At 72.6% G+C, this 17,198-nt stretch carries 17 protein-coding genes and 1 riboswitch; of the genes, 5 read left to right on the top strand and 12 right to left on the bottom strand.

Features of this window, described 5'->3' with window-relative positions; all coding sequences use genetic code 11:
- Positions 1-16 precede the first annotated feature (16 nt).
- Together ACSMXO_RS34085 and ACSMXO_RS34080 are read right to left on the bottom strand one after the other, a co-directional pair.
- The gene (locus ACSMXO_RS34085; RefSeq protein ID WP_455415203.1) at positions 17-436 is read right to left on the bottom strand and encodes a hypothetical protein; all 420 of its coding nucleotides are present in this window, start codon (positions 434-436) and stop codon (positions 17-19) included.
- A gap of 175 nt (positions 437-611) precedes the next feature.
- Entirely contained in the window at positions 612-755 is a 144-nt protein-coding gene (locus ACSMXO_RS34080; protein ID WP_455415202.1) for a hypothetical protein, read from the bottom strand.
- A gap of 448 nt (positions 756-1,203) precedes the next feature.
- On the opposite strand from ACSMXO_RS34080, the gene ACSMXO_RS34075 reads away from it, so the two are divergent.
- Complete coding sequence (locus ACSMXO_RS34075; RefSeq protein WP_346261176.1) at positions 1,204-1,575, top strand: STAS domain-containing protein; 372 nt, start codon at positions 1,204-1,206, stop codon at positions 1,573-1,575.
- Between the two features lie 48 nt (positions 1,576-1,623).
- Here the strand turns inward: ACSMXO_RS34075 and surE are convergent, their stop codons facing one another.
- Positions 1,624-2,451 carry a 5'/3'-nucleotidase SurE gene (gene surE, locus ACSMXO_RS34070; protein WP_455415201.1) on the bottom strand — a complete coding sequence of 276 codons (828 nt, stop codon included), beginning with the start codon at positions 2,449-2,451 and terminating at the stop codon, positions 1,624-1,626.
- Positions 2,448-3,428 (bottom strand): 1-phosphofructokinase family hexose kinase, encoded by a 981-nt coding sequence (locus ACSMXO_RS34065; RefSeq protein WP_346261174.1) that lies wholly within the window; start codon positions 3,426-3,428, stop codon positions 2,448-2,450. The genes surE and ACSMXO_RS34065 overlap by 4 nt, the downstream gene beginning before the upstream one ends.
- A gap of 135 nt (positions 3,429-3,563) precedes the next feature.
- Here ACSMXO_RS34065 and ACSMXO_RS34060 point away from each other — a divergent pair, with 135 nt between their 5' ends.
- A complete protein-coding gene (locus tag ACSMXO_RS34060; protein WP_346261173.1) occupies positions 3,564-4,016 on the top strand; it encodes an SRPBCC family protein in 453 nt (150 codons plus the stop codon).
- Here the strand turns inward: ACSMXO_RS34060 and ACSMXO_RS34055 are convergent.
- Together ACSMXO_RS34055 and ACSMXO_RS34050 are read right to left on the bottom strand one after the other, a co-directional pair.
- Positions 3,904-4,482, bottom strand: coding sequence for a hypothetical protein (locus ACSMXO_RS34055; RefSeq protein ID WP_346261172.1), 579 nt, complete (start codon positions 4,480-4,482; stop codon positions 3,904-3,906). The genes ACSMXO_RS34060 and ACSMXO_RS34055 overlap by 113 nt on opposite strands.
- 167 nt (positions 4,483-4,649) lie before the next feature.
- Positions 4,650-4,982 (bottom strand): YnfA family protein, encoded by a 333-nt coding sequence (locus ACSMXO_RS34050; RefSeq protein ID WP_346261171.1) that lies wholly within the window; start codon positions 4,980-4,982, stop codon positions 4,650-4,652.
- Positions 4,983-5,272: 290 nt separating this feature from the next.
- Between ACSMXO_RS34050 and ACSMXO_RS34045 the strand changes: the two genes are divergently transcribed.
- A complete protein-coding gene (locus ACSMXO_RS34045; protein WP_455415200.1) occupies positions 5,273-6,472 on the top strand; it encodes a cellulose binding domain-containing protein in 1,200 nt (399 codons plus the stop codon).
- A gap of 111 nt (positions 6,473-6,583) precedes the next feature.
- Here the strand turns inward: ACSMXO_RS34045 and ACSMXO_RS34040 are convergent, their stop codons facing one another.
- From ACSMXO_RS34040 to ACSMXO_RS34020, 5 genes are all read right to left on the bottom strand, one after another.
- Complete coding sequence (locus ACSMXO_RS34040; RefSeq protein WP_455415199.1) at positions 6,584-7,687, bottom strand: coiled-coil domain-containing protein; 1,104 nt, start codon at positions 7,685-7,687, stop codon at positions 6,584-6,586.
- A 6-nt stretch (positions 7,688-7,693) separates the two neighbouring features.
- Positions 7,694-7,821: riboswitch (cyclic di-AMP (ydaO/yuaA leader) on the bottom strand.
- A gap of 249 nt (positions 7,822-8,070) precedes the next feature.
- Entirely contained in the window at positions 8,071-8,985 is a 915-nt protein-coding gene (locus tag ACSMXO_RS34035) for a cation diffusion facilitator family transporter (RefSeq protein WP_455415198.1), read from the bottom strand.
- A gap of 150 nt (positions 8,986-9,135) precedes the next feature.
- Entirely contained in the window at positions 9,136-11,676 is a 2,541-nt protein-coding gene (locus ACSMXO_RS34030) for an ABC transporter permease (RefSeq protein WP_455415197.1), read from the bottom strand.
- Positions 11,677-11,934: 258 nt separating this feature from the next.
- Entirely contained in the window at positions 11,935-12,912 is a 978-nt protein-coding gene (locus ACSMXO_RS34025; RefSeq protein WP_455415196.1) for an aminoglycoside phosphotransferase family protein, read from the bottom strand.
- Between the two features lie 209 nt (positions 12,913-13,121).
- Complete coding sequence (locus ACSMXO_RS34020; RefSeq protein ID WP_455415195.1) at positions 13,122-13,472, bottom strand: hypothetical protein; 351 nt, start codon at positions 13,470-13,472, stop codon at positions 13,122-13,124.
- A 357-nt stretch (positions 13,473-13,829) separates the two neighbouring features.
- Between ACSMXO_RS34020 and ACSMXO_RS34015 the strand changes: the two genes are divergently transcribed.
- Both ACSMXO_RS34015 and ACSMXO_RS34010 read left to right on the top strand, forming a co-directional pair.
- Positions 13,830-14,624 carry a helix-turn-helix domain-containing protein gene (locus ACSMXO_RS34015; protein ID WP_455415194.1) on the top strand — a complete coding sequence of 265 codons (795 nt, stop codon included), beginning with the start codon at positions 13,830-13,832 and terminating at the stop codon, positions 14,622-14,624.
- On the top strand, positions 14,605-14,787 hold the full coding sequence (locus tag ACSMXO_RS34010) for a DUF397 domain-containing protein (RefSeq protein WP_455415193.1): 183 nt from the start codon (positions 14,605-14,607) through the stop codon (positions 14,785-14,787). The genes ACSMXO_RS34015 and ACSMXO_RS34010 overlap by 20 nt, the downstream gene beginning before the upstream one ends.
- Positions 14,788-15,016: 229 nt before the next feature.
- Here ACSMXO_RS34010 and ACSMXO_RS34005 read toward each other — a convergent pair whose 3' ends face one another.
- Entirely contained in the window at positions 15,017-17,140 is a 2,124-nt protein-coding gene (locus ACSMXO_RS34005) for a HelD family protein (protein WP_455415192.1), read from the bottom strand.
- Positions 17,141-17,198: the final 58 nt, after the last annotated feature.

Genomic DNA, 17,198 nt, shown 5'->3' with positions numbered 1-17,198 from the left:
GGCGGGTCCGCGGGGATCAGGTGGTGTCGACCCGGACCGGTGAGTTGGCCCGGTCGACGTCCACGAACTCCAGTCCGTCGCTGGCGGGCAGTTCCTTCTCGGCCCGGGCCAGCGCGGCCCGGGACGCGGAGGAGGCGGCCCAGGCCAGGGCAGCGCCGACCAGGCCCGCCCCGATCAGCCACGCCCAGGGAAGTCCCGGCCGGCGGCCGGCGAGGGCGTCGTACGCCCGGCTGGCCCGCACCCGGGCCTCGTCGGTCACGGCACCCACCCGGTCGCCGGCATGGCTGGTGAGGTGGGAGCCGGTCCGCCGCGCCGAGCGGGCGGTGTACTTCACCGATTCGCCGGCCGAGTTGATCGCGCCGGTCAGGTGTTCCCACGCCTGGTCGGCGATCCGCTCGGGCTTGCTCTGATGTTTCAGCAGGTTCGTTCCGAGCATCGTGCTACCTCCTCGGTTGCCGAACGAAGCGGCCACTTCGGACAGAGGCGTCTGTTCGGCGCGGTTGCGGGTTGCTACTTCGGGAGGTGCCCAGGCGTCTTTCCTGGCAAACCCGGGATCACCTCCCGAAGTCTGCCGGAATCCGTCGGATCTCGTGCCGGTGTGCCGCAGGTGGTCAGCCGAGCAGGACGACGGGGGCGCGCTGGGCGAAATCGTCGTCGTCACCGTCGTCGTCATCACCTCCGCCGCCGAATCCGCAGGCGAGTACCAGTGCCAGCAGCGCGCCGACCCCAGCCAGTCCGATCAGCTTCCTCAGCATCAGGTGTCCCTTCCCGAGCCTGGGTCGCCCGTCCCGAGACGGACGGATCACCTCATGCTAGGTGCTCCCCGGCACACCCGCCCCGCCGAGCGACATCGGCCCCGGCAGCCCCAGCGGTCCCACCGGTCGCCCAGCCCGCCGGGCTGTCGCATAGGCGACAGGGATTCGGGTACCGGCGGGCAGCGGCGCCGGGCGAGGTACGACACAGTGCACCGGTGGCCTGCTCCGACCTGCGGCACGGCTACGCTGAGGGCGTGACGGTGGAAGTGCGGAAGCCGGCGGCGCAGGAAAATTTAGCGTAGTTTGCCCCGTTACCGGGTAGGTTTGTCGGCTCGTTGAATAGATTGCCCGTCCGGAAGGGTGGCGATCGGGGCCGTGAGAGGAATACTCTCGGTCGCGGCCCGCGTACTGATTAGGCGCCCGGACATGGGCGAGTGGAGGTGCTCGCGTGAGCCTGTCGATCGTCAAGTCGGTCTTGCCTGGTGGAGTTGTGGAGATCGCCCCTCGTGGAGAAATCGACGTCGATACGGCGTACGAGGTTCGTGAGGCGATCGCCGGAGTTCTGACCAAGGGGCGACCGTCCAGGATCGAGCTCAACATGCGACTGGTCAGCTTCATCGACTCCGTCGGCATCAGCGCCATGGTCGCCGGCTTCCAGACCGCGGAGGTCAGCGGCGTCAAGCTCGTGGTCACCGAACCGAGCCGGTTCGTCCACCGGCAGCTCTGGGTCACCGGGCTCCTCGGCCTCTTCGGCGCGCCGGAGCCCTACTTCGCGGGCGCCGCGGCCGCCGCCGAGGAGGTCAAGGTCCCCGGCGCCTGACCGTCCCCGGCCCGCGGTCTGATCATCGCGGACCGGGAATCCCACCCCTTACCGCGGATCGTCCAGTCCGGACAGATCCACATCGGACGCCTCGGTGACCGCCCGGATCGCCGTCACCGAGGCGTAACCCTCCGCCAGCCAGGCCACGTCCGTGCCCGGCTCGACGTACTGGCCGGATTCCTCCAGGGCGGTACGCACGAAACCCTTGCCGGCTTCGGCGACCGTCATCTGCACCTGCCCGAACCCGGCCAGGGTGCCTCGGCGTATCCCGCGCAGCTGCTCGTACGGCAGGTCGGGGGAGTTCACGTTCAGCACGCTCTCCACCGGTCCCGCGGTCAACCGGGGCAGCAGGTCCAGCGCCACCCGGGCCGCCGTCGCCCAGTGCCGCCGCTCGTCCCGGTCCGGTCGGGGGACGGCCACTGCCGCGCCGCCGCTTCCGGTGCTCGCCTCGTGCACGGAGAGTACGTCCAGGGAGACCGCCAGCCCGTGGCAGCCGTTCGCGGCGGCGGTGAACGCCGCACCGACCGTGCCGGAGTGCAGGACCGCACGGCCGGCGTTCGCGCCCCGGTTGATCCCGGAGAGCACCGCCGACGGTGCCGGCCCGAACGCCCCGTGCAGGGCGATCAGCGTGATCAGCGCCGGCGAGCCGGCCACCCCGTACGCCGGGACGCCGGGCAGCTCCTCGATCGGGTGCTCCTCGACGACCACCCGGCCGTCCCGCTCCACCGCGCTCATTGCGGCGCTCGCGCCGCTGGCCTCCTCGCTCGGGGCGGCCACCACCACGTCCAGCCCGCGCTGCACCGCCGTACGCGCCAGCCAGCGCAGCCCGGGAGCCGCGATGCCGTCGTCGTTGGTGACCAGTACCCGGATCGTCATGACGTCGTCGTCCGGTGCGCCAGCTCGTCGGGGGTCAGCCGATCCTGCCGGTCCACCCGCATCGGTGCCAGTTTCACCCGGTCGACCAGGCCGGCGATCGCGTCCGGCCGACCGGTGCCGAGCCCGTGCCGGGTGACGTTCAGCGCGCCCGCCGCCGCTCCGGTCCGGACCGCGAGCCGGATGTCGCCGCCCCGGGCCAGCACCGCCGCCACCCCGGCGGTCATCGAGTCGCCGGCACCGCGCGGGTCCGCCACCTCCAGCCGGGGCATGTCGAGTTGGGCCACCTCGCCGTCGACCAGTACCAGGGCCGGCTCCTCGGCCCGGCTGACCACCACCGACTCGGCCCCCTGGGCGTGCAGCGCCTGGATCACCCGGATCAGCTCCGCCTCGCCGTCGTCGGCGGCCAGGCCGTCCCGGAGCAGTTCCTCGTGGCTGACCTTGAGGACCGACACGCCGCTGTCCAGTACGGCCGCCAGGTGCGGACCGGAGAGGTCGGCGACCACCCGGCTGCCGTTGTGACCGAGGTCGGCGGCGAGCCGGCGGTAGATCTCCGGTGCGACCAGGGACGGGTGGCCGGGACCGCTGAGGATGCTGACCTCGGCGCCCAGCCCCTCGCTCAGCGCGAGGTTGTAGAGCTCGTCCAGTTCGTGCCGGGCGAGCGGATGGCCCGGCACCGAGGCGATCTCGTGGCGCTTGCCGTCCCGCCGCCGGTCGTGCACGTAGCCGCCGCTGCTGGACTCGCGGTGGATCGCCCGGAGGTCGACTCCCTCGCCGGCCAGCAGCGGTTCGAGCACCTGTCCGATCTCCCCGCCGAGCCCGGCGCAGAGCACCACGGGTACGCCCAGGCACTTGATCATGCGGGCCTGCCACACCCCCTGGCCGCCGGGGTGCAGGTGGAGCTCGGTCTCGTTGGCGGGCTGGTCGATGGTGACCGTCAACTGCGGATCAGGGGCAAAGACCATGACATGTCCGCTCATGCCCGTTAGGTACCCTGTTGGCCGCTATCCATGCAGCTCCGGGCCCTCGCTGGTCAGCCGCACGAGGGACCACCCGCCGCGCGTGCTCGTCTGCCACCCGGTGCGCCGGGTCCTCCCGGCTCCTACACTCAGAGGGTGCCGCGTACCGGATCTTTCCGATACCGGGTGCACGCGCGCTGCGAGCCGGCCGACGCGCTGCGGCTGCTCGGCGACGTGCGACGGCAGGGCGAGTTGCATCCGTTGATCGTGCGGGTGCGCCCTCGTCCGGCCGGGCCCGGAGTGCTGCGCAGCGACCTGGTCACCGACCGGCTGCGCTGGGGACCGTTCCGGTTCCAGGTCACCTACCGGGCCGACCTGCTCCGGTTGGCGGCCGACGAGCTGGAAATGGTGGCCCGGCAGTGGCCGCGTACCACGGTGCGGAACCAGACCCGGCTGACCCGCGAGGCCGACGGGCTGGTACGCGTCGACGTCGAGATCACCCTGTCGGCACCCGCACCGCTGTTTCGGTACGCGTTCCGGCAGGCCCGGGCCGCGCACCTGGACCTCGCGACCCGGCTGCCGGCCGCGCTGGCCGCTGCCCGGTCCTGACCGCACCGGCCCGGCCGATCCGGCCCCACGGCTTGTAGGTGGAGAGCACCGTGGCGATCACCAACAAGGTGCTGGAGACGATCGGTGCCGCGAGTAGGCCCTGCCGGGCATCCGGTGGAGTCGCCGCACCGAGTTCGGCGGCCTGGAGGTTCGGCAGCAGGGCGAAGAGCACCGCGCCGAGCATCACGGTGGTGATCACCATCTTGACCAGCACCCACCGGTGCCTGACCAGGCCCCAGGGCGTGAGCAGCGCGCTGGCGACGCCGACCAGCCAGGCGAGCACGCTCAGCGGCACGAAGACGGCCTGCCCGACCAGGGCCATCACCGGATAGACCACGTCCGGGTCGGAGCCGCGCGCCCCGGCCACGCCGAGGGTCAGCAGCACCACGTCGACCCCCAACCAGCCGACCGCGGTGACCACGTGCAGGGTGAGGAGGGCTTTTCGCCAGGGCGGAGAGAGCGTCATGCCAGTGATGGTGCCGGCGGAACCGCGCCGTGGCGTCGTGCGGATGTGGACGGCCCGGGTACGCAACTCGACGTACGGGCGGTCGCGTCCCGGCGCGCGACCGCCCGGAAGGCGATCGACCGATCGACCCGGTGCGGGCTCGCTGATCGTGAAACGCCGAGGGTGGGTCAGCCGCGGGGGGCGTACATGATGATGGCTACCCCGACGAGGCAGACGGCGGCGCCGGCCAGGTCGTAGCGGTCCGGGCGGAACCGGTCCACCAGTACGGCCCAGCCGAGCGAGCCGGCCACGAAGACGCCCCCGTACGCGGCGAGCACCCGACCGAAGTGCGGATCGGGCTGGAACGCCGCCACGAAGCCGTACCCGGCCAGTGCCAGCATGCCGGCGGCGACGAAGAGCAGGCCCCGATTCTCGCGTACGCCCTGCCAGACCAGCCACGCCCCGCCGATCTCGGCGACGGCGGCGAGCAGGAACAGCAGCAGCGAGCGCGCGATCGTCACTCGGTCATTGTCGCTGGCCGGAGTGCCTGAGTTGACGGGGGAGCCCGGCCGGGCGGGCGAGCGCGTCGGTTGCTCGTATCGATGGTTGTCTCTAAGCTTGGTCGGCGTCGTCACGCGACCGGTACGGGCTGGCCGGGGTGTCGTGGTGGATCGATGATCATGGGAGCTGGTCACGGGAGTCCAACGAGGGCGGTACGCGCCGCGCGCGCCGGCCACTCGTCGTCGTAACAGCACTGCCGGCACGCGCCAGAGGCGGCGACGGGGCCGGCAGTCGTCCGAGAGGAACTCCCATGCGGATCTCCGCACCGTACCGTCGCGTCTCCCTGGCCCTGGCCACGGTGACCGCGATCGCCGCGAGCAGCGTCGCCGTGCTCGGCACCGGGTTGACGCCGACCGCGCGGGCCGCCGCCGGCTGCCTGGTCGACTACACGGCCAACCAGTGGACCGGTGGCTTCACCGCCGCAATCCGGGTGACCGCCGGGGACACCCCGGTCAACGGCTGGACCGTGACCTGGACCTACGGTGGCGACCAGCGGATCACCAACAGTTGGAACGCCCAGGTCAGCCAGTCCGGTGCGACCGTGACCGCCCGGAACGTGGCCTGGAACGGGTCGCTGCCGGCCGGTGGCTCCACCGAGTTCGGCGTGCAGGGCAGCTACGCCGCCAGTTCGGCGGCACCGACCGGGGTCACCCTCAACGGCGAGCCGTGCAACGGTGCCGAGCCGACCACTCCGCCCACGACGGCGCCGCCGACGACTCCGCCCACCAGCGTCCCGCCGACGGTCACCCCGCCACCGAGCGGCTGCGGTACGGCGGTGCTCTGCGACGGCTTCGAGAACCAGACCGGCACGGCGCCCTCCGGCGACTGGAGCGTCAGCTATCCGGACTGCTCGGGCAGCGGCACCGCCAGCATCGACACCTCGGTCGCGCACCAGGGCACCCGGTCGGTACGCATCAACGGCGCCGTCGGCTACTGCAACCACGTCTTCGTCGGCTCCACCCGGGACCTCGGCGCCGTCGGGGCGGTCCGCTACGCCCGGCTCTGGGTCCGGCACACCACCGCGCTGCCGACCTCGCACGTGACCTTCCTGGCCATGCGGGACGCCAACGACGGCAACCGTGACCTGCGGATGGGCGGCCAGAACGCCGCCCTACAGTGGAACCGGGCCTCGGACGACGCCACCCTCCCGGAGCAGAGCCCGAACGGTGTCGCGCTCAGCGCGCCGCTGCCGGTCAACCAGTGGACCTGCCTGGAGTTCATGGTGGACGGCACGCAGGGCCGGCTCTCCACCTGGGTCAACGGGACCGCGGTGACCGGGCTGACCGCCGACGGTACGCCCACGCACGACGTCGACGGACAGTGGTACAACCGGGCCAACTGGCGGCCGAGCCTCACCGACCTGCGGCTGGGCTGGGAGAGCTACGGCGAGGGCGCCGACACGCTCTGGTTCGACGACGTGGCGCTCGGCTCGACCCGGATCGGCTGCTGACCGGCGCACCCGGTCGGGGTTCCGGCCGGGTGCGAACCGAGAACCGCCGGCACTGCCCAGGGGTGGCGGGCGGTGCCGGCGGTCCGCGATCGGTGCCTCAGGTGCGGTCGATCAGTTCATCGACAGGTGCACGTGGTTGGTGTGGTCGCTGGACGGGTCACCGTTGCCCCCGTTGTACGTCTTCCAACCGCTGCTCGGCAGCCAGATCTGCTTGAACCAGATCACGTACAGCACGCCCAGTCGATCGGCGTTTCGCACGAAGTACGCCGCCAGGTTGTTGCCGTACGTCCGGTCGCCGCCGGTCGCCACCCCGCCGAACCCGTTCCGCTGGGCGGCGAAGTCGCACGCCTGCCCCTTCGGATGCTCGCCGCTGCCACCACTGCGGAAGCAGGAGACGAACCGGGTGAAGCCGGCCGCCTGGGCCTGCTTCAGCGCGTGCAGCGTCCGCGCGGTGATGCAGCCGCTGGTGGTCGGGTCGTCGAGACTGCACGACTCGTCGGGGAAGGAGCCGTCGGGATTGCGGGGTGCCGGTCGCGCCGACCCGCCGCCGCTGCCGCTGATCCCCGAGCCGGCGCCGCCGCTGTTGTTCGCCGCCGCCAAGGCCCGTTCGGCCTGCTTCTTGCGGGTCTCCATCACCTCGACCTGCTTGCGCTGCTCGCCGACCTCCTTGTCGAGCGCCGCCTTGGCCTGGGTCTCCTTGTCCAGGCTCTCCCGCAACCCGCGCAACTCCCGGCTCTCGTTCGCCGAGATGGTGTCGAGTGCGGCGGCCCGGTCCACCAGGCTGGTCGGAGAACCGCTGTTGAGCAGGGCGGAGACCTGCCCGAGCCGACCGGTCCGGTACGCCATGTCGGCCATCTCGGCGACCCGTTCGCTCCGGGTCGCCACCTCGGTACGCAGCGCGGCGAGCTGCTGGTTCAGTTCATTCTGCCGCTTGACGGAGTTGGCCAACCTGTTCTTGGCGGTCAGGTAGCCCTTGCTGGCGGCCTGGAGCTGCTCGCGCAGGCTGTCGGTGCCTCCGTCGATGTCGTCCCCGCCGGGTGCCGCGGCCAGCGTCCCGGGGGTCGCGTACTCCGGTGCCGCGGCGGCGGGTGCGCCGCCGAGTGCCGCGAGGACCATGCCCAGGGCGACGGCCACGGTCGTCGCGGCCTTCCGGGGCGGTCTCGTGGCTCTCCGCGCGGACGCCGGAGCCTGTCGGGTGGGTGCCAGGAACGGCATATGACAATGTCCTTCCGTCAGCCGCCGACCGGGTTAGCTGACGGGTTCGGGACGGAAGATCCCTACCGCTGGAGCGGATGCACCCCTGGTACGTGGTTCCCCGGCTCGCGTGTGCGATTAGGCGACGGCCTCCGCAGGCGCCGGAGGGCGCCGCCCGGCGGAGACCGGAGCCGAGCCTACCGGCAGTTGCCGCCCGGGGATACGTGGCGTTGCCGGAGTTAGATTCGCAATTCTCCTACTCCGCAAGGATGTATCCGGACAAAAACCTCAAGCACCGGGTCGAAACTTAAGATGCCGCTAACTATCGGTGAGCCTCGACGTCTGCTGAGGCGGAATTCCGACAGTTTCCGGCCGGCCGCGCTGTGACGCAGCGTCGCGACCGGTCACCAGTCGGTGGGCCCGCAGCCCCCGGGGGCGGTGTTCGGCTCGACCTGGAGGGTGGCGTGCGAGATGTGGAAGTCCTCGCGCAACGCCGACCGGGCCGCGGCGAGTACGGTACCGACCTCCGCGTCGCTGTCCAGCCTCAGGTGCGCCGAGGCCACCTCCATGCCGGAGGTGAGGGTCCAGACGTGCAGGTCGTGTACGTCGCAGACCCCGGGTACGCCGGCCAGCCGGGCGCGTACGGCGGCCACGTCGAGGTGCTCGGGCGCGGCCTGCACCAGGATGCGTACGGCGGTCCGGCCGAGCCGCCAGGTGCGGGGCAGGATGAGCAGCCCGACCGCCAGGGCCACGATCGGATCGGCCCAGCGCCAGCCGGTCAGGATGATCACCACAGCGGCGACGATCACGCCTACCGAGTTGAGCAGGTCCCCGAGCACTTCGAGGTAGGCGCCGCGCACGTTGATGCTCTCCCGCGCCCCGGCCCGGAGCAGGCCGAACGCGGCGGCGTTGGCCAGCAGGCCGAGCACGGCCACCAGCAGCATCGGGCCGGCCGCGACCCGGGGCGGGTCGTCGAACCGGCGTACCGCCTCGACCAGCACGTAGAGCGCCACCCCGAACAGCAGTACCGCGTTGGCCAGCGCGGCCAGCACCTCCAGGCGGTAGAGCCCGAAGGTCCGCTGCGGGTCGCCGGCCGCCCGCCGGGCCGCCGTGATCGCGGCCAGCGCCATCCCGATCCCGAGCACGTCGGTGAACATGTGCCCGGCGTCGGAGAGCAGCGCGAGCGAGCCGGTGACCAGCGCGGCGACCGTCTCGACCACCATCAGGACGGCGAGCAGCCCGAAGGCGGCCCAGAGCCGTCCCCGGTGCCGTTCCGCCGCCCGGGTCAACTGCCCCCCGTGGTCGTGCCCGGCCCCCAACGCCCCCTCCTTCCGCCGCGTCGCCCCCGCCGTCGATACTGCCGGGCGGGCGGCGGCGGGAACCCGTCCTGTGCGGAATCGGTGACCCGTCCTACCGGAGAACGACGGTGACCCGTCCCTACCGGAGAACGACGGACGGGCGTGCCCGGCTCACCCGTCGTCGCCGAGGGTGGCGACGATCGGGGCCCGGGCGGCCCGGCGGGCCGGCAGCAGGCTGGCCAGCACCGCCGCCGAGGCGGCCAGCGCGGCGCAGAGGGCGAGCTGCCCGACGGGTACGGCCGGCAGCCCGTGCCCGTAGCTGCTGATCAGGCCCATCGCCGCCGTCCAGCCGAGGCCGAGCCCGAGAGTGATCCCGGACAGTGCCCCGACCGCACCGGCCAGGCCCGCCTCGGTCAGCAGCATGGTCGCCAGTTGCCGGCGGGACAGGCCCAGCGCCCGGACCGTCGCCGACTCCCGGCGGCGCTCGACGACCGAGAGCGCGAGCGTGTTGCCGATGCCCAGCACGGCGATCAGCACCGACATGCCGAGCAGGGCCGCGAAGATCCCCAGCAGCTCGTCGAGGGTGCGGGACAGCGCGTCCGCCTGGTCGGCGAGACCGCGTACCCGGACCGCCGGTTGGTCGGCCAGGGCCGCGTCCAGCGCCTGCCTGCCGGCCGCCGTCGACACCCCCGGAGCGAGGTCGACCAGCAGCCGGTCCGGCTCCCCGGGGCCGTACGCGGCGACGAACGACGCCCAGGGGACCAGGGCGGCACCGTCGACCGGGCTGTCGTCGTAGACCGCCACCACGGTCAGCGGCCCCGGTGGGCCGAGGCCGAGCGCGATCCGGTCGCCGACCCCGATGGCCCGGTCGGCGGCGAGCTGCCGGCTCACCGCCACCGTGCCCGGGGCCAGCCCGGCCAGGCTGCCGGCGGTCACCTCGGGGCGGATCGGTCCGTGCAGTCGCTCGGGCGGTACCGCCCAGACCCGGATCCGGTCGTCCAGCGGCGAGTTGGCCAGGCGTACCTCGGCGACGGTGCCGAACGCCGGATCGGGGCGGAGCCGCTGCGCCAGCCCGGGCGGCAGCGGGCCGCGTACCGCCGCCGGGGAGCCGTCGGTGCGGACCCGGTCGAGTACGAAGTCCACCGGGAAGTTCTCGGCCAGCTCCCGTCCGGCCTGCTCCCGGGCGGTCGCCAGCAGCACGCTGAACATCGCCATCAGGGCCACCCCGATGGTCAGCGCCGTGCTGGTCGCCGCCGCCCGCCGGGGATTGCGTCGGGCGTTCGCCACGGCCAGCCGTACCACCGGCCCGAAGACCCGGGCCGGCAGCCAGCCGACCAGCCGGACCGCCCGGGGGACCAGCAGCGGGGCCGCCACCACCGCGCCGAGGAAGGCGACCATGCCGCCGCCGAGCACCAGCGGCAGCCCGGGAAAGGCCAGCGGCAGCCCGACCAGTACGGCCAGCCCGCCGACCCCGGCCAGGCCGAGCGCGACGGCGATTCGGGTACGGCGGCGCCGGCCGCCGCCGGCCTCGACGGCGTCCCGGGACCGCAGTGCGGCCAGCGGCGCCACCCGGCTCGCCTCCACCGCCGGCACCAGCGCGGCCAGCACCGTGACCAGGGTGCCGAAGCCGAGCGCGACGAGCACGGTCGGCCAGCGCACCACCGGGGCGTGCAGCGGGATCTCCGAGGCGACCAGCTCACGACCCCGGATCAGCCCGTACCCGACGAGCAGGCTGGCCAGCAGCCCGCCGACCGAGGCGAGCAGGCCGAGGATGCCCGCCTCCAGGAGTACGGCGCCGCGCACCTGCGCCCGGGAGGCGCCGACGCAGCGGAGCAGGCTGACCTCCCGGACCCGCTGCGCGCCGAGCATGGCGAAGGTGTTGTAGATGACGAACGCCGAGACGGTGAGCGAGACCAGGCCGAAGCCGAGCAGTACGGCGAGGAAGCCGTCGACGTACTTGGCCGCCTGCCGGGCGAGCCGGTCCCGCAGGGCCGCCCCGGTCAGGGCGCGCGTGCCCGGGCCGACCGCCTCGGCGATCCGGTCCCGCAGCCGGGCCAGGTCGGTGCCCTCGGTGGCCCGGACCACCACCTGGGCGTAGTCGGCGGTACCGGTCAGCGTGCCGAGGTCGGCCGGGGTCAGCGCGGCGACGGCGGAGCCGCCGAAGAGCCGGTTCACCCCGAGGTCCAGCACGCCGACCAGGCGCAGCCGGTGCGCCGTACCGGCCCGGTCCAGCACGGTCACCGGGCCGTCGAGCGCGAAACCGGCGCCGGCCACGGTGGCCCGGTCCAGGGCGATCTCGCCAGCGCTGTGCGGCAGCCGTCCGGCCGCCACGTCGTACGGGGCCAGCGCGGCGTCACCCGGCACCGACAGGGCGTACCCGATGTGGTCCTGGCTGGTGATCAGCTTGCCGTTCCGGTCGAGTACGCCCAGCCAGGCCACCACCCGCCCGTCCACCGCCGCCACACCATCGACGGCCGCCACCCGGCGTACCGTCGCCGGGGTGAGCAGCCCGTGCTCCGGCTCCACCACCACGTCCACGTTCCGGGCCGACCGGGCCAGGTCGGTGTAGAACGCCGCCCGGGCGGTGTCGCCGTAGACCAGGGTGCCGGCGAGGAAGCCGACCGCCACCACCACCGCGAACCCGGTCAGCACCACCCGTACGGCGTGCGCGCGCAGCCCGGCCAGGGCGAGGCGGAGCAGCGGGCGGTTCATCCGCCGGGGCGGGCGACGGCGTGCACCGGTTCGACGGGGCGCATCGGGCCAGTGTCGCCGGAGGCGGGGCGCGGCGGCGCCGAGCTGTCGAGATGCGGACAGCTCGGCGCCGGCCCGACGTACGCGGGCTGCCGCGCGCCCGGCCGGCCCGCCGACGAGGAGAACGGACACACCCTCGCCCTGTACGCGGGCGGGATGGGACTCCGCAACGTCGCGCTCGCTCCGGACCTGACTGAATACTCCGGCCGGGGATTACGATCATGGATCGCTGCGGGCTTGCCGGGCGTAGCGGCTGGTCATGGCTTGGGGCGTGGTGACGGCGCCGCCGACGTATTCGGAGAAGATCTCGCCGAGGACGCGCAGTGCGTTCGCGGCCGACTCGTCGGCATCGCCCAGGGTGTAGGAGCAGGTGACGAGCGTCTTCCAGAGGGCCCAGCCGCGCCCGCGCGCCCATGTCGCATCGTCGACGGACAGTCGCTCCCGGAACGCCTGCCGGCCGTCGGCGGTCAGCAATGTCCATGCGATCGCCAGGTCACAGGCCGGATCGCCGACGCCGCATGTCCCGAAGTCGATGACAGCCGCCAGCTCGCCGTCGTTGAGCAGGAGATTTCCCTGGGCGACGTCACCGTGGAACCAGCTCTCCACACCGTCCCAGCGTGCGTCCAGTGCGCTCTTCCAGATCTCGCGGGCCAGGTCGACATCGACATGGCCGTCGAGTGTTGTGAGCGCGCGTTGCGCTTGCCCATCGTAGGTACGCAGCGTGCCGCCCCGGTACCAGTTGTGCTGTCCGGGGCGGGGACCGTCAGTGGTATCGACGCTCTGCAAGGCCGCCAGGAACTCGGCCAGGTCGAGCGCGAATCGGACGGGGTCGGCGATACGGTCCGTGCTCGCAGGTTCGCCGTCGAGCCATTGGTAGATCGACCACGGGTAGGGATAAGCCTCGTCAGGTTCGCCTTTCGCCAGTGGGGCGGGGATGGGCAGCGGGAGTCGGGGGGCGAGCGCCGGAAGCCACTTGTGTTCCTTGTCGACCGCCTCGGCGTACTCGGATGCGCTCGGCAGACGCACCAACATCTGCGGGCCGAGGTGGAAGGTCCAGTTGTCCCAGCCACCGTTGGCTACGGGCTGAACCGGAAGGTCGGCCCACTGCGGGAACTGGCCGGCGACGAGCCGACGCACCTGTTCCGCGTCGACGGCAATGCGCTGGGGCGGGGGACCGAGATGCGGTGTGTCGCTCACTGAACATCCTTGTCTGACAAGGGAAGTTGGGGTGGGACCTGGACGACCCCCGCCGCTTGGGCACACCCATAGCTACTCCGGCGGCCACCATCAATCATGGACGGTTGTGGACTGACCATGAGGCAGCGGTGCTGCCCGGCCACCTGGCGGTCACGCACCCGCCGTCGGGCGATGTGCCGTTCCCATCGCGCCCATGGCCCGATCACGGTCTACACCCGCTCGGCGTGCCGGGCTCGGTGCTGCTGCGCCGGAGTCAGGCCGCCCGCCCGGCCGTTGGCCAGGTGCGCCCGGGTCGGCCCGTTCCACCCGTCGTACCGGCCTGCGTTGCGGGAGTCGGGGAAGTCGATCCACGGGCGCTGTGGCTCCGCCGGCTGTGAGGGTGGTGGCGGTGCTTCCTCGTGCCCGACCTGTGCTTCCCGGGCGATCCTGGCGTCAACCGTGGCAGCCCGGACCGCCCGGCGGAACTCGGCACCCGTCAGGGACGCACTCTCGGCGGGTGCGGTGTCGGCACCCGCCGATCGTGTGCTCCTGCTACCCCGCCGGGGGTAGTAGGAGCACACGCCGGGATCCGAGTCGGGGCAGATCCATCGATGTCCGCACCAGCAATAGCGCCACAAGCGCCACCAGACCCGACGATGGCGGAATCTGGTCCCACGAACCTGTCCCATTCTTTTGCCCTCCCGTTCCGGTAAACAACAGGAAAGGGGGCGGTGCTCGTGTCCCGTACGAGCAACCGCCCCCGTTGACGGAAAGACAACCCACTGCCGGGGCGGATCTTGCGGGCCACGCCCCCGGCATTGTTGAAGCGGGCCGCTGTAATGGCTTTTCCGTCTGCCCTCCACCCTGGACCGTGACGTTGCGATAACGGAAGATGTACTAAGGACACTCGTGGCCTACATCCGGACGGAGGGGCGCAGTTGGCCGACACGAACGAGTTTCGTCATCTGTTGCGCAAGCTTCGGACAGAGCAAGGACTGTCTCAGGATGCCGTGGGCGCTGCGGTGCACGTCAGTGGCTCTCAGGTGGGCCACTACGAGTCGGGTCGGAGCGTCCCGCGCGATGACATGGCCGAACGGCTGGACGGGGTACTTCAGGCCAGCGGCGAACTTCGGGCCAGCGCCAATCGATCCCGGGGTGAGGCTGTCGCACCGTGGCTGCGCCCGTGTGCGGACAACGAGAGTCGCGCGATTGCGCTCCGAACCTTCGAGCACTCTGTCATTCCCGGATTGCTCCAAACGGAGGCGTACGCGCGGGCGATCATTGAGATCGGCGGACACACCCTGGAACAGGTCGAGGAGGCCGTGAGGATCCGACTGGCGCGACAAGCCAGGGTTCTCGACCGACCCGATCCGGCCATTCTGACGGCGATCATCGGAGAGGGTGTCCTGCGCCCCCGTGGTGCGGTCATGAAGGCGCAGCTTGAGCACCTTGTAGACGTCGGGTGCCGCCCGAACGTCCACGTCCGAGTGGTGCCATTCTCCGCCGGGCTTCATTCGGGGATGACAGGTGCGTTTGCCCTCGCCACCCTGCCGGATGGGGCGACGGTGGTCTACATGGACGCGCTTCGAGAGGGTACCGTCGGATCACAGGTGCGCGATGTCCGGCACGCGGTCATCGCGTGGGAGTCGGTCAACGCGCGCGCACTACCCTGTGAGATATCCCGCGACCTCATTTTGAAGGCGATTGATGATCATGACCCCGAAGTGGCGTAAGTCGTCCCGCTCTGGGAGCAACGCCGGCAACTGCGTAGAGGTTGCCGACAACCTCCCCGGCCGGGTACTGGTCCGGGACACCAAGGACCGGGACGGCGGAACGCTGACCTTCGGTCCGGCCGCCTGGCGGGCGTTCGTCAGCCTGGCGAAGACGCACGCCTGACGACGACGTACCGACGAACCAGCCCCAGGACCGGCCACAGCCGGCCCCAGAACGGCGCAAAGCCCTCGGCCCGGGGTAGACCCGGGTCCGGGGGCTTCGCCATCTCGGAGGCCGCCGCCAGGGGGCGGCCCGGCCGCCCGACCCGGCAACCGACACCGCTCCGGCGCCCGACTCGCACCGGCCCAACCCGAAAAGCCGTCGGACCGGGGGCGGCCGAGCCCGGGAGCCGTCACGCCGGGTCGACGGTGGTGAGCCGCTGGGTGGCCCGGGAGAGCGCGACGTAGAGGGTGCGTACCCCGGCGGCCGAGTCCGCCCGGATCTCGGTCGGGCCGACCAGCACGACGCCGTCGTACTCCAGGCCCTTGGCCTGCATGGTGTCGACCACCTGGAGGCGCGGGTCGGCGGCCGGCTCCAGCCAGCCGGCGACCTCGGCCCGGCGGTCGACCGCGCTGATCACCCCGACCGTCCCCTCGACCTCGGTGAGCAGCTTCGCCACCGCCTCCCGGACCGCGTCCGGTAGTTCGGCGGCCGGCACCACCAGCTCGACCGGGGGTATCCCGGTGGCCCGCACCGCGACCGGCAGCGGCAGGTCGGGGAAGACCTGGCGGATCACCCGGGCCGCCGCCGCGAAGATCTCCGCCGAGTTGCGGTAGTTGGTGGTGAGGGTGAACTCGTGCCGGGGGCGCCGGCCCAGCGCCTTGTCCTGGGCCCGGGACAGCTCGGCCGGGTCGCCGGTCCAGGCGGTCTGGGCCGGGTCGCCGACCACGGTCCAGGAGGCGAGCCGGCCCCGGCGGCCCAGCATCCGCCACTGCATCGGGGAGACGTCCTGGGACTCGTCGACCACCACGTGGGCGTACTCGCGGTAGTCGGCCGGCCGCTCGGCGGTGGCGTCCCGGCCGGTCCGGGCCGAGCGCTGCCGGTCCGCGTACGTGGTCACCTCGCGGACCCCGCCGGCCAACTGGTACGGGTCGCGGTTGCGCCGCGCCGGTCGGGGCGGCCGGCCCAGCAGGTGGTCGAGTTCGTCCAGGAGTGCGACGTCGGCGACGGTCGGCCCCGCGCTGCCCAGCGTCCGGTACGCCTCGGCGAGCAGCCGGGTCTCGGCCCGGGACAGGATCCCGGCGGTGTACCGGCGCAGCCGCTCCGGCTCGGCCAGCCAGGGCAGTACGTGTCGGGGGTGCAGTCGAGGCCACCAGGCGCGCAGGAAGTCCCGGAACTCGGGCCGCTCGGCGATGTCGTCCTCGAAGGTCCGCTGGTCGGGCAGCCGGCCGACCCGCAGCTCCTGGGCCTGTGCCCAGAGCGCGGCGAAGATGCCGTCGAAGCCGGCCCGGCGTACCTCGTTGCGGCGGGCGCCCGGGGGCAGCGCCCGGGTCCGGATCCGCTCCAGCTCGGCGCCGTGCAGCCGGAGCAGCTCGCCCCGGTAGAGCAGCCGCAGCTCGGTGGGGGCGTCCGGCACCTGGTCCCGGACCGCCCGCTCCAGCACCCGGCGCATCCGCAGCGAGCCCTTGACCGCCGCGACCGCCACCGGATCGGTGCGGGTGGCCTGCACGCCGTCGAAGAGCGAGCCGAGCGAGTGCAGGGTGGCGGCGTTCTCGCCGAGCGAGGGGAGCACCGAGGCGATGTAGTCGACGAAGACGGCGGACGGGCCTACCACCAGCACCCCGCCGCCGGCGAACCGGTTGCGGTCGGAGTAGAGCAGGTAGGCGGCCCGGTGCAGGGCCACCGCCGTCTTGCCGGTGCCCGGACCGCCGGAGACCACGGTCACCCCGCCGGCCGGAGAGCGGATCGCCTCGTCCTGTTCCCGTTGGATGGTGGCGACGATGTCGCGCATCTCCCGGCCGGTGGTCCGGGACAGGGTGGCGAGCATGGCGCCGTCGCCGACCACCCGCATCCCGTCCGGTGCCGCCGCCGGGTCGAGCAGGTCGTCGGAGATCCGGGTCACCCGCTCGCCGCTGGAGGTGATCACGCGGCGGCGTACGACCCCCTGCGGATCGGCCGCGGTGGCCTGGTAGAACGCGGCGGCGGCCGGTGCCCGCCAGTCGATCACCAGCGGTTCGGCATGCTCGCCGCGTACGCCGAGCCGCCCGACGTGCAGCACCTGCCCGGTGGTCAGGTCCAGCCGGCCGAAGACCAGCCCCTCGTGCTCGGCGTCCAGGGTGTGCCGGCGCCGGGCGGCGTGGAAGACCATCGCGTCCCGTTCCACCAGCGCGCCGAAGTTGCCGACCCGGGCCAGTTGGTAGCCCTCCCGCTCGGCCAGCACGGCGGAGTGCCGCAACTGCGCCAGCCGGGCGTAGACCCGGTCCAGGTGGCGCTGTTCGGCTTCGATCTCCTGCCGCAGCGTGGTGTGGTCGGTCAACGCGTCTGCTCCCGGAGATCGATCTGCGGCGACGCGGCCGTCCGGCACCGGAGGTCCG

Source organism: Plantactinospora sp. DSM 117369 (assembly GCF_053764795.1).
The sequence above is the reverse complement of the archived record's forward strand: the minus strand, read 5'-3'. Positions and strand labels throughout refer to the sequence as shown.

Excerpts from the sequence above, each read along its gene's own strand:
- ACSMXO_RS34065 (WP_346261174.1), bottom strand. The coding sequence starts at position 3,428 with ATGAGCGGACATGTCATGGTCTTTGCCCCTGATCCGCAGTTGACGGTC.
- surE (WP_455415201.1), bottom strand. The coding sequence starts at position 2,451 with ATGACGATCCGGGTACTGGTCACCAACGACGACGGCATCGCGGCTCCC.
- ACSMXO_RS34040 (WP_455415199.1), bottom strand. The coding sequence starts at position 7,687 with ATGCCGTTCCTGGCACCCACCCGACAGGCTCCGGCGTCCGCGCGGAGA.
- ACSMXO_RS34045 (WP_455415200.1), top strand. The coding sequence starts at position 5,273 with ATGCGGATCTCCGCACCGTACCGTCGCGTCTCCCTGGCCCTGGCCACG.
- ACSMXO_RS34085 (WP_455415203.1), bottom strand. The coding sequence starts at position 436 with ATGCTCGGAACGAACCTGCTGAAACATCAGAGCAAGCCCGAGCGGATC.
- ACSMXO_RS34080 (WP_455415202.1), bottom strand. The coding sequence starts at position 755 with ATGCTGAGGAAGCTGATCGGACTGGCTGGGGTCGGCGCGCTGCTGGCA.
- ACSMXO_RS34055 (WP_346261172.1), bottom strand. The coding sequence starts at position 4,482 with ATGACGCTCTCTCCGCCCTGGCGAAAAGCCCTCCTCACCCTGCACGTG.
- ACSMXO_RS34030 (WP_455415197.1), bottom strand. The coding sequence starts at position 11,676 with ATGAACCGCCCGCTGCTCCGCCTCGCCCTGGCCGGGCTGCGCGCGCAC.
- ACSMXO_RS34010 (WP_455415193.1), top strand. The coding sequence starts at position 14,605 with ATGACCCCGAAGTGGCGTAAGTCGTCCCGCTCTGGGAGCAACGCCGGC.